Genomic DNA, 11,973 nt, shown 5'->3' with positions numbered 1-11,973 from the left:
CAGAACAACAACAACCACTTAGCACAGTTCTTACAAATACTAACTTAGAACAAATAAACAACAAAGACAATGAAACTATTAAAAACGCAATTGTAGAAAAAAACCCTACTTTAATCAAAGATAACTTAACAGTAGTAGAAGGCGCAACCGACACAGAAGCAACAGTTACATCTTCAAAACATAAAGACAACGTAAAAGTTACATATACTGTTAAACCAGCACCTCAAAACAACAACAACACATCAATATCAGAAATTATTAAAAATAAGCAATTAGGTGAAATAGCAAACGATAAGGAAGCTACTATTAAAGACGCAATTGTAGCTAAAAACAAAGATTTAAACAAAGATAACTTAACAGTAACAAACATAAAAGATGGTAAAGCAACAGTTACATCTACAAATTATAACGGCGAAGTACAAGTTACATATACTGTTAAATCCAACACATTAACAATAGTTATGGCAAGTATATTAATTATATTATTATTATCTTGTAGTGGTGGTAGTTATTATTATTACAAAAAAAATAAAAAATAATTATTTGTTTTAATTAAATCATAAAGACTCTCTTAACCAAGAGAGTCTTTATCTTATATTATATCTACCAAACATTAAAAGAAGGGGAAATAATCTTTATGATACATAAAACTAATTTAATATTGTATACTAATTATGTTATTATTGAAAAATTAATTTTTCAATAATAACAAAAAATATAAAAACACAATATTACCATTAGAAAGTAAAGCTTAAATATGAAATACTACCCAATTATTATTAAAAATAACATTTTAAGAATTATCATGATCTTATTTTTAGTTATTTTAAATTTTAACATCACTCAAATACATGCCATTTTGGAAAAAAAACATCAAGATGTCGGTTTTTATAATATTTTTCATAATAAACCAAGTTTAAAATTAAAAAATAACCATATAGAAACTATGTATAATTATAATCAAGAAGCTCAATTAATAGAGAAAAAAAATCTTAAAGAAGACAAAGATTATTTATATCATTATAACGTCAAGGATCAAATAATATCCAAAACTCTACAACAAGATCAAAATTTTTTAAACACATACGAATATAATGACAAAAACCAATTAAAAATTGTAAAAAATAGTGAAAATCAAATTCAAACAAAATATAAATATAATCGCAAAGGACAACTAATTAAAAAAATAAACTTTTGTTTATACGACACACCTTGTTTTTATAAATCCGTCTACACTTATAAATATAATGATCAAAATCAAAAAATTAAAAAAATTTATTATGGAGTTATTAATAAACACCCTATATTTAAATGTTTTGATAAACTTACTAAAATAAATAATACTGTCAGTATTTATCGCTACAATCAAAAACAACAACTAATTAGTAAAATAGATAAACAAGGGCAAGAATATACTTATAAATATTATAATTTTATTCAAGAAAGCATATTATAATCATTAAAACAAAAAAAGAGACTTTTACAAGTCTCTTTTCATATATATTGAATAATTAAACTAATTTATTTTATATTTTTACCAGTAACTTTTAAAAAAGAATAAAAAAATTTATCAAATAAACTATACTCTTCTAAAATAACAAAATCATTTTGCAATAACCATCTTTTTAAATAATCTAGTTTACTTTGAGTTCCTAATAAAAAATGTTTACTTTTATCAGGTGCTTGCGAAAGAATTTTAATAATGGTGTAAGTTCCCATCCCACAAATTAAAGCTAAATCAAAATCTTGATCAATCTTTGCAAAACCATCACTTAAATAAAAAGTTACTGGGTAATTTTGAAGATTTTTTTGACATTGCAACAAAGGTTTAATCCTGATATCAGAAGCAAGAGCTTTTTTAATATATTCTTTTTGAAAAGCCTTTTTAAGAACCAACCCATGATCAGTACCGATATCTAAAACAGTACTATAGTTTTTAGTTAAAGAGGCAATAAAAGGGATCCGTTTCATTTATTTATAGTTATGATATAGACTTTTTAACTTACTTTGTTTTGCAGGAGCTCTTAATCTTCTTAAAGCCTTGGATTCAATTTGACGAATACGTTCACGAGTAACACCAAATAAATTACCAACTTCTTCTAAAGTATGGTTTTTGCCATCTAAAAGACCATAACGCATTTTAATAATTTGTTCTTCGCGATCAGTTAAAGTATTTTCTAAAACTTCATTTAAAAGCTTTTGAGTTACTTCTTTCATCATATATTCATGAGGTGATAAAATATTAGGATCAGAAATAAAATCCCCTAAAGAAGTTTCATCTTCATTTTCACGAGCTGGCGATTCTAAAGAAATGGGTTTTTTTTCAATATGTTGAATACTTCTTATTTTATCAACTGAAACATTCATTTTCATTGCTATTTCTTCAACTGTTGGTTTTTTCTTTAACTGTTGAGTTAATTTTCTAGTGCAAAGAGCTATTTTGTTAATATTTTCTACAATATGAACTGGAATTCTAATAGTTCTTGCTTGATCGGCAATAGCTCTTGTAATACCTTGGTACATCCACCAAAAAGCATAAGTAGAAAAGCGAAAACCTTTTTGATAATCAAAATTATCAACTGCTCTCATCAAGCCCATATTACCTTCTTGAATCAAATCAAGAAATAAAACGCCTCTACCAATATAACGTTTAGCAACAGAAACAACTAGACGATAATTAGATTCTACTAAAATATCTTTAGCATATTGAGCTTGTTTGATTTGGTTTTCTAAATCTTGGATTTCTTGTTCTGACAAAGAGATTTCTTGCATACGAGCTTTATCCAATTTTTGCTTAGCTTGTTTGCCTAAAAACACTTCAATTGTTCTTTTTCTTTCTTCTTCTAGTGAAAGCAAAGGGATGCAACCGATTTCTTTTAAATACATGCGTACAGAATCATCCATTTTAATGTCAGCAGCAACTTTGGTCACATCTTCTTTGATTAATTGATCGTCGTTATCATCTAGGGTTAAGTTTAAGTCTTCAAGATTTGGTTCAGATTCTAAACCTTCATTTTGAGGATTTTCTGCCAAATCATCAATTAATTTATCATCTTTATTTTCTTCTTGAGGAGTTTCTTCTGATAAAGCAGATGTTGACTTTTGAAAGTCAGCATCAGCGAGCATTTCATCTTCTACTTGCGATTGCAATTGCGACGTTTGAGTTAGTTTGATATTGCTATTATGATCCATATTAGAAGAGTGGTTTAAGACTGATGATAAAGGAGGGGTAATTTTAATCCCTTGTTCCTTTAACTTTTTTTCTATTTGTTGATATGAAATTTTAAAATTCTCTTGGGTTAATAACATTTTAACATCTTCAAAGTTAATTTTTTTAGCAACACCTGCTTTATTGTTTAATGTTTTAACGATATCATTCAAATTCATTTATTAAATGCCTCTTTTTTTAATTTTTTATTCTTGTGAAACTTTTATTAACTATAAACGTCTTTAAGTTTATTTTCCTCTTGTTTTAATGCTTTTTGCACATATCTTAATTTTTCATATTTTTCAAGTCTTTTTTGTTGATAATGATGAATTAAATCATTTGTTTGAAATTGATTTTCAACCAGCAATCCTTGAATGTGGTGATTTAATTGTTGAATTTCATCTTTAAGATTATCTTTCTGTTCTTTTAATTGTTGAATTTGTTTCTTTATTTTTAAAATTTGGAGGTATTTTTCAAATGTTTCTTTAGTAAGAGTTTCTTGGTTTTTAAAAAAATGATGCTTTTCGATTGTGTGCAACAATTCATTTGTTTCTAAACAATTGGCTTCATTTTTAAAATATTCCCAAGGAATGGAGGCGGCTATGGCATTGTTGTTGTAATAATCTTTAATTTTATTAATAAAATAAATAAATTCGATGTTAGGATAAATTGATTCTCTATCAAAGGCGTCATAATGTTCTTCAAAAAAAGATCGATTGTGACAAAATTCAATGACAATATGCGTTACTTGATCAAACATTTGATTATTAGTTTTGGTTTTGCTGGGTTGATCAAGATTTGGTTTAAAGCGCGTTAGTAAAGATAAATTAATTGCTAATTGATAATTTTGTTGCAAATACTTTTGATATAACATTTTAGTGGCAAAATCTTGATTTTGAAATAATCCTTTAATTTTATTTACTATTTGATTTTGATTATTAGCATTAAGTTGTTGACAAATAGCATCAATTTTAATAAGTAAAAAATCTTTAACATGATGATCCAACAATTGCTGATAGGATTCTTTTCCTTTGGTTTTAATATATTCATCAGGATCTAAATTATCAGGGAAATGAGCAATTTTAACTTGAAAATTATTTTTTTGTAAGGTACCAGCAATTTCTAACGCAGCTGTTTTTCCAGCAGCATCGCCATCATATGCAATAATTATTTTTTGAGTTAATTTGGCTAATAATTTAATATGTTTATTAGTTAAATTAGTTCCCATTGTGGCTATAACATTTTTAATGCCTGCTTGAAAAGAAGAGATAACATCAAAAAAACCTTCATGCAAAATGATGGCTTGTTTTTTTTGAATTTCATTTTGATTTTCAAAGTATTGATATAAAATTTCGCTTTTCTTAAAAATAACGGTTTCGGGACTATTTAAATATTTAGGAGTTTGTTCGTCAAATCCGCGGCTAGAAAAAGCTATTATATGGCCATTGGAATTGGTAATAGGGAAAATCAGTCTATTGCGAAAAAAATCATACCAACGTCCTGTATGTTCATCTTGATTAATTAAACTTAATTTTTTTAAATCCTCGGGGTTAAATTTAGCTGAATCAATCAAATAACGAGATAAAAGAGAGTTTTTAGGGGCGTATCCTAATTTAAAATGTTCAATAATGGCTGGATTTAAACCTCTTTGTGATAAATATGATAAAGCTTTTTTATTATATTTTAACTGATTAACATAAAATTCAGCTGTTTCTTTCATAATATGGTGTAAATGAGCATATCGATGAGTACTTTTGGCATTTAAAGGTGTTTCAATACTAAGGCGAGATGCTAATTGAAAAGCGGCTTCTTTAAAAGATAGATTTTTTATTTTTTGGTAAAAAATAATAGGATTACCGCCTTTTTTACAAGACATACAAACGGCGATATTTTTTTCAGGAGAAACCGAAAAAGAGGGCGTTTTTTCGTCATGAAAAGGGCATAAACCTATATAATTTTTACCAGTTTTTTTTAATTGAACAAATTCTTGAACTAATTCTACTATAGAAGTTTTGTCGTTAATTTCTTTTTTTAATTCTTCTTGCATTCATTTACCGCTAAATTAAAAAGCATTTTTTCTATTACATAATTTTTCACTTGTTCAACAGTCATAATTTGCTGTTTTAAAGTGTCGCGATCTCTTAAAGTAACTGTTTGATTGGCGATAGTATCATTGTCAATGGTTACGCAAAAGGGAGTCCCTATCATATCTTGTCTCCGATATCTTTTGCCAATACTTTGAGTTTCATCGTAACAGACATCAAAATATAAAGATAAATATTTTTCTATTTCTTGGGCTTTAGCGCTATGTTCTTTCTTAATTAAAGGAAAAATAGCGACTTTGTAAGGGGCCAAAAAAGGATGAAAAGTTAAAACTTGTCTTACTTCTTGTTTTGATGTTGTATCTTCGTAATAATTATTGATTAAAAAGGCTAAAAATAATCTTTCAATTCCTAAAGAAGGTTCAATAACATAAGGATGATATCGTTTTTTAGTTGTTTCATCAAAATAAGTTAGGTCTTTTTTAGAATAATCTTGATGTTGGCGTAAATCAAAATCAGTTCGTGAAGCGATGCCCCAAAGTTCATCAAATCCCCAAGGGAATTTAAATAAAATATCTGTCGTTTTTTCAGAATAATGACTTAATGCTTCTTGGGGATGATCTTTAAACATTAAATTGGTTGGTTTCATTCCTAAACCAATTAAAAATTGATACATAATCTTTTTCCAATAGGAAAACCAATCATTTTGAGTTCCTGGTTGACAAAAAAATTCTAACTCCATTTGTTCAAACTCACAAGTTCGAAAAATAAAATTACCAGGCGTTACTTCATTACGGAAAACTTTTCCAATTTGGCACACTCCAAAAGGAATTTTTTTACGAGCCGTTTTTAAAATATTTTTAAATTGAATAAAAATACCTTGAGCTGTTTCTGGCCTTAAATAAATAGGTTTTGATGTTTGTAAAACTGTTCCTTGATGAGTTTGAAAAAGCATATTAAATGGCTTGATGGGTGTCCAATTAGTTGTTCCCAAAACTTTATGTTGCACTAAATATTGATGCATTTGTTCATAAGACAAAGTGCTGATATTTAAATTAGGATTATGTTGTTCAATTAATTTATCAGCCCTTAATCTTTTGTTATTATCTTGATTTTCAGTTAAAGGATCAGCAAAGGAATCAAGGTGTCCTGAAGCTTTCCAAACCTTAGAATTCAGTAAAATAGATCCGTCAAGCAACACATTGTAATTTTGTTCTTGCACGAATTTTTGCAACCAAGCTTTTTTAATATTATTTTTTAATAAACTACCTAAGGGGCCATAATCCCAACTATTGGCCAATCCTCCATAAATTTCGCTTCCAGCAAAAACGAAACCAGTTTGTTTAGCTAAAATAATGATTTTTTCTAAAGAATCCATTAACAAAAGCTCCTTCATTTAAGTTTTTGGTTTTTTTGATTTACTTTTAGTTTTTGCATTTCAGAATCAAAATAGTCGCGAGTGTCTTTGATGTAACCGTAAATGTAAAAAAGTCCACATAGTCCAAATAATAATATTATAAAGCATATTTGATTGTTGATAGTTTTTTACTAGAATTTCCAGTTTTGTAACCGATTTTGAATGCTATTATATTAAGTACGATAAGTACGATTGTCGAAATCATTGATAAGATTGGAATGATTTGCAAAATAAGGTAGAAAAAATGTTGGTTATCCATGAGTTTTATTCTCTTTTTTTAGCTTTTTGGTTTAATTCGCGTAACGAACCTTAAGGAAAAACGATGTGGCTGTTTTTTTCGAAGTTTTAATAGCCAAAACGATTTAATTCTTCTTTTTGATTGCGCCAATTCGGTTTGACTTTGACCCATAAGTTAATGTGGGTTTTTAAGTTTAAATGTGCATTTAATTCTTTTCTAGCATCAGTTCCTATTTGTTTTAATTTAGTGCCTTGCGATCCAATTAAAATTTTCTTTTGAGAACTTCTTTCCACCAAAATGACAGCCCATATTTCAATTAAAACTTTTGTTTTTTTTTCTATTTTTTCGATTATAACAGCGGCTGAATGTGGTATTTCCTCATGAACATAATAAAGAATTTTTTCACGAATAATCTCTGATATCAAAAACTCTTTTTTTTGATCAGTTATCATGTCTTTGGGATAATAAGGAACCCCTAAAGGAATATTTTGTAAAATAGTGCTTTTTAACTTATCAAGATTTTGACCTTTAATAGCAGATAAGGGAATGACGTTTTGAAAAGGAAAATGCTTTAAATAACTTAAAATAATAGCGTCTATTTGATTTTGCTGCTTGAAACAATCAATTTTATTAACAACTAAAAAGATAGCTTTTAAATTGGATTTTAATTTGGTAAAAATAGTTTTTAATAAAAATTCTTCCTGAGGTTGATAAAGGGAATCTGTTAAAAATAAGATAACATCAGCATCACTAATACTTTGAAAGGCAATATGATTCATTTTTTGATTTAATAAATGTTTATATGTGTTAATTCCGGGAGTGTCTAAAAAAATATATTGAGCATCTTGTTCATGACAAATACCAATAATTTTATTTCTAGTAGTTTGTGGTTTGTGGCTTGTAATAGCTATTTTTTGGTTGATTAAAACATTAAGAAGAGTTGACTTACCAACATTGGGGCGCCCCAAAATAGAAATAAAACCTGATTTAAAATTCATATTTATCCTCATTTTTTTATGTTTTTCGTTATTTTTGTGATGGTTTGTGTTTTAGCAACGGTAGGCCGCGATAAATTACTTTTTTGTAAAATCTGCTCTTGTAAATCAACCATTTTTTGTAATTCTTCTGGATTGCGATGTTGATACCCTTTAAGGTGCAAAAAACCATGAACTGCTAAAAAGGCGATTTCTCTTTCTAAACTATGTCTTAAATTGTCGGCTTGTTTTTTAGCTTGTTGCCAACAAATAAAGATATCTCCTAAAGAATTATCTTGTTCTTGGGCTTCTAAATGATGATAATTAGAAATATTATTAGGAAAAGATAAAACATCTGTAGTAGCATTTTTTTGGCGATAAAAGAGATTTAACTGTTGCATTGTGTCTGAATTTACAAAAATAAGATGCATTTGGCGGGTTTCTTCAATAGTGTGAAATAATTGAATTAGCAATTGTTGGTAAATATCTATGTTAAAAGAAGTTTGGTTATGAATTTTGATTTTCATTGATTAAATCCTAAAAGAATAAATGAGTGGTGGTTAGCAATTAGTAACTATATATTGATTTTATTAAAACTAATTAACAATATTAATCATATTTGTTAACTATTTTGGGTTTTTTGAGGAAATGAAATATATTTATGTTTTTAATTAATTTTTTAAGGTTTCAAAATTTTAGAATTAAAAGTTAATAAATTAACAAGTGTATAAATGCTTTAGCTTGATTGATAAATTAATTGACTGCATTAATTATTTAGGAGAATCAACACTCATAAAGGGTATATAAAATAGGGGTTGTGCTAAGGAATGATGAGAATGACATAATAAAAACAAAAAAAGCAACTTTTTTCAAGTAGCCTTTTTTATTCATTCTAACGTTTTTTATTACGTATACTTTTTTGACGATTTTTTCTTTGTACGCTAGGTTTAATATAATGTTCTTTACGGCGCGCCTCCGCTAAAACACCAGATTTAGAAACTTCGCGCTTAAAACGTCTTAATGTTTCTTCGATAGTTTCCCCTTTGCGGAAAAAAGTTTTTGACATCAAATACCTCCTTTTTCATTCGTATTTCGTATTAATTATATTTTTAAACACCTAAAAATGTTCAAAAAAATCAAAATAAATATCCAAGCTAATTTCAAACAAAATAACTAATTATATTATATCTTTTTTTTTCTTAATTGTCAATTTTTTTATTCTTTTTGTTAAAATTTGTTCAAAAAATAAATTTATCAATAAAATTCAGACCAAAATCAAATTAACTAAATAATCACAAAAGTTAAAAAAATGTATCATGTTAATTATTTGGCTTTTTTGAAAAAATAAAAGCAATTAATGCGAGCATATCAAAATATCAAAAAGTAAAATTAGCAAAGGTGGTAATAATTTACAATTTTAATTGTTCTTTTGTCATTTTACTTTTTTGCAATAATTGAAAAAAAACACTACACTCTTTAATCATTTCTTTAATAAATCGAGGATCTTCTAACACTTCTTTAGTTTTATGATTTTGATCGTTTTGATATAACAAAAAATAAGCTTTAAAGGAAGAAGAGCAATATATTTGAGCTTGAACTTGAGCATAATAAAAAATAGGAATTTTGTTGCATTGTAAAAAAGTGCGCCAAGTTAATGTGTTTAAAGACATAGGACATTTAATTTCTAATAAACTTTGAGTTTTTTCATCCCAACCATCTAAAGAAGCTGACATAAAATCTTTAACAAAAACCTTAGGTTTAAAATTAAAATTTCTACTTTTATTAAAAAAAGAACGTGCTTTAGGTTCTAAAATGCGTCCTTGTTGCATCGCTGCATTATCTGTGATTTTAAGATCAAAAAGTTTTCTTTGTAATAATTGCTCTTTAGTTTCAAAAGGATTAAGCCCCATGATAGCTGCTACTTCAGAAGCATTAATATATTTTTTGCGATGTTGATGCCAAGCCAAGGTGTTTTGTTCTAACTCCATATAATCCCATTTTCTTGTTTTTAACTAATCAATAAAATAACTAAATAACTTATGCTATATGCATATAAAAAGTAGTAGAAAACAGCCAATAATAAAATAAAAGTAACAAATTTTATTAATATTTTTTTATTTAAACACCTATAGTATATATTATAATAAATAAATATTTATTTGTCAATCTGCTAATGCTAAATAGTAGTAAAAAATAACACAAAATAGTTAAGTGTGATTGCTAAATCATAACTAAACTAAGCATCTTTCTTGCAAAAAAAAAAAAAAATAGTATAATGAAACATGTACAATAAAATAAAGAAGGTACAACACACTAAAAACAAAAAGGAGCACTAAAAAATGCAAAATAAACCTAATTTTTATCCTTATCAACCGCCTAAATCAAAAACTAAACTGAATTGTTATCACAGTTGTTGTTGTTTCCTTGGTATTAATTGGCTTGGGTTTTTATTATTTCAAAAATAACTTATCCTCTTCGCCCCATAAATATCAGACAAAAACCACATACTACTCTAATGGAAACATCTGCACCATTGACGAATACAACCAACAAACAGGCTACCAAACCAAATATACCCACTACCACGACAATGGCACTATGGATTTCATCAACGAATTCGACCCATCCACAGGTAAACAAATTAAATAAACTCAATACCACAATAATGGATCCATCTACTACATCTACGAATACAACCCATTTGTCTCGCCCTCAAAACACTACTACAAATCTACCTGTTACAACAATAATGGCACCATCGATGAAATTACCGAATACGACTTAAATACAGGTAAAAAAATTCAAGAAATTAGCTATCAGGATAAAGGCCACCCCTTGCACCATTAACGAATACAACCCAACCACAGGAAACCCAACCAACACTATCTTATACAACCCCGATGGCACCATCCAATCCATCAGACAATTTGATGACCTATCAAAATTCCCACAAAACATACATTACTTCAGAGTTACCTTTTACAACGAAAATGATACATCAACAGGGGAAATAACAAAAGAAGTCACTTCAAACTTTACACCCCAACAAATCCAACAAGCCAAACAACTCCACTCCCAATCCCTCTACCAAGAAGCAATGGATTTATATAACCAACACAACAAAAAGAAATAGCTAATTAACCAAAGACTCAATACAAATTGAACTTCTTTTCTTTTCTGTTCTCAAAACTAAGCATAAAACTTACAAAAAATAAGTATAATGAAGTATATATGCTAACATAAAGAAAAGAAACATTAAAAATGCAAAAGTGCTCCCTTAAATTAAATCCTAAATCAATTATTACAGTTATTATTATTGCTATCATCATTTCATTATTAGTAGGATGTTATTTTTACAACAATCACCAATCTTTACAAACTCCAAAAACCCCATCACCAATGAAGCAAGAAATGGGTAACTTAATCAAAAAAGAGAAAAAAGAAGGTGATAAAGAAAGGAAAGAAGCAAAACAACGCTTATCCCACAAATATCCACCAAAAGTTGAATACTACAAAGATATTAACACTATCTTATCTATTACCTACTACAATCAAAAAACAGGCAACCAAACAAAACAAATTTCATACTGCATAGATGGCACCATTTGGTACACCGAAGAGTGCAATCAAAATGGTAAAAAAATCAAAACCACTTATTATAACAAAGACAGTAATATTAACCGTATCTATAAATTTGATGAAAATACAAGGAAAATAACCAAATCGTTCTACTACAACAAAGATGGCTCTATCTGGATAATTTTCGAATATAACTCAATAACAGGGGAGCAAATCAAAACTACCTATTACAATGAAAATGGCAATATCAAATCCATTACCGAACACAAACCGTTTAAATCAATCGCATCAAACTTTATTCCCCAACAAATAATAGAGGCAGAGAGTTTGTGTCAACAAGGCGAAGAATTATATAACCAATCCCAACAACTTAAACAACAAGCAATTAAACTCTATAACCAACACAAAAAGTAACAAATATCAAACCAAAGAACTATTCTCTAAAAGATTAGTTCTTTATTTTTTTACTCTAAACTATTGAATAAATACTAATTTTGAGCATAAAACTTGTTTTT

13 protein-coding genes and 1 pseudogene are annotated in these 11,973 nt (G+C 27.7%); 6 read left to right on the top strand and 8 right to left on the bottom strand.

Annotation, left to right across the window (positions count from 1 at the left end; genetic code table 11):
• Together CHTY_RS02730 and CHTY_RS02725 are read left to right on the top strand one after the other, a co-directional pair.
• Positions 1–539: pseudogene (locus CHTY_RS02730) on the top strand (hypothetical protein); the annotation flags it as partial.
• Between the two features lie 218 nt (positions 540–757).
• On the top strand, positions 758–1,456 hold the full coding sequence (locus CHTY_RS02725; protein WP_203552395.1) for a hypothetical protein: 699 nt from the start codon (positions 758–760) through the stop codon (positions 1,454–1,456).
• Positions 1,457–1,521: 65 nt separating this feature from the next.
• Here the strand turns inward: CHTY_RS02725 and CHTY_RS02720 are convergent, their stop codons facing one another.
• From CHTY_RS02720 to CHTY_RS02685, 8 genes are all read right to left on the bottom strand, one after another.
• Positions 1,522–1,971, bottom strand: coding sequence for a class I SAM-dependent methyltransferase (locus tag CHTY_RS02720; RefSeq protein WP_203552394.1), 450 nt, complete (start codon positions 1,969–1,971; stop codon positions 1,522–1,524).
• Entirely contained in the window at positions 1,972–3,387 is a 1,416-nt protein-coding gene (gene rpoD, locus CHTY_RS02715) for an RNA polymerase sigma factor RpoD (RefSeq protein WP_203552393.1), read from the bottom strand.
• A gap of 47 nt (positions 3,388–3,434) precedes the next feature.
• On the bottom strand, positions 3,435–5,255 hold the full coding sequence (dnaG, locus tag CHTY_RS02710; protein ID WP_203552392.1) for a DNA primase: 1,821 nt from the start codon (positions 5,253–5,255) through the stop codon (positions 3,435–3,437).
• A complete protein-coding gene (locus CHTY_RS02705; protein WP_203552391.1) occupies positions 5,240–6,628 on the bottom strand; it encodes a glycine--tRNA ligase in 1,389 nt (462 codons plus the stop codon). The genes dnaG and CHTY_RS02705 overlap by 16 nt, the downstream gene beginning before the upstream one ends.
• A 384-nt stretch (positions 6,629–7,012) precedes the next feature.
• Positions 7,013–7,903: a GTPase Era gene (gene era, locus CHTY_RS02700; protein WP_246454097.1), complete on the bottom strand. Its 891-nt coding sequence runs from the start codon at positions 7,901–7,903 to the stop codon at positions 7,013–7,015.
• A gap of 8 nt (positions 7,904–7,911) precedes the next feature.
• Entirely contained in the window at positions 7,912–8,406 is a 495-nt protein-coding gene (ybeY, locus tag CHTY_RS02695; RefSeq protein WP_203552389.1) for an rRNA maturation RNase YbeY, read from the bottom strand.
• Between the two features lie 365 nt (positions 8,407–8,771).
• Positions 8,772–8,945, bottom strand: a complete 174-nt coding sequence (gene rpsU / locus CHTY_RS02690; protein ID WP_203552388.1) for a 30S ribosomal protein S21 — start codon at positions 8,943–8,945, stop codon at positions 8,772–8,774.
• A gap of 343 nt (positions 8,946–9,288) precedes the next feature.
• The gene (locus tag CHTY_RS02685) at positions 9,289–9,867 is read right to left on the bottom strand and encodes a lambda-exonuclease family protein (RefSeq protein WP_203552387.1); all 579 of its coding nucleotides are present in this window, start codon (positions 9,865–9,867) and stop codon (positions 9,289–9,291) included.
• A 451-nt stretch (positions 9,868–10,318) separates the two neighbouring features.
• Here CHTY_RS02685 and CHTY_RS02680 point away from each other — a divergent pair, with 451 nt between their 5' ends.
• From CHTY_RS02680 to CHTY_RS02670, 4 genes are all read left to right on the top strand, one after another.
• The gene (locus CHTY_RS02680; protein WP_210634609.1) at positions 10,319–10,528 is read left to right on the top strand and encodes a DUF2963 domain-containing protein; all 210 of its coding nucleotides are present in this window, start codon (positions 10,319–10,321) and stop codon (positions 10,526–10,528) included.
• A 24-nt stretch (positions 10,529–10,552) separates the two neighbouring features.
• The gene (locus CHTY_RS03610) at positions 10,553–10,726 is read left to right on the top strand and encodes a DUF2963 domain-containing protein (RefSeq protein WP_420887594.1); all 174 of its coding nucleotides are present in this window, start codon (positions 10,553–10,555) and stop codon (positions 10,724–10,726) included.
• Positions 10,665–11,012 carry a DUF2963 domain-containing protein gene (locus CHTY_RS03605; RefSeq protein ID WP_203552397.1) on the top strand — a complete coding sequence of 116 codons (348 nt, stop codon included), beginning with the start codon at positions 10,665–10,667 and terminating at the stop codon, positions 11,010–11,012. The genes CHTY_RS03610 and CHTY_RS03605 overlap by 62 nt, the downstream gene beginning before the upstream one ends.
• A gap of 128 nt (positions 11,013–11,140) precedes the next feature.
• Entirely contained in the window at positions 11,141–11,872 is a 732-nt protein-coding gene (locus CHTY_RS02670) for a DUF2963 domain-containing protein (protein ID WP_203552385.1), read from the top strand.
• Positions 11,873–11,973: the final 101 nt, after the last annotated feature.

This window comes from Candidatus Phytoplasma meliae, from assembly GCF_016876135.2.
This window is presented reverse-complemented; position numbering and strand designations above follow the sequence as displayed.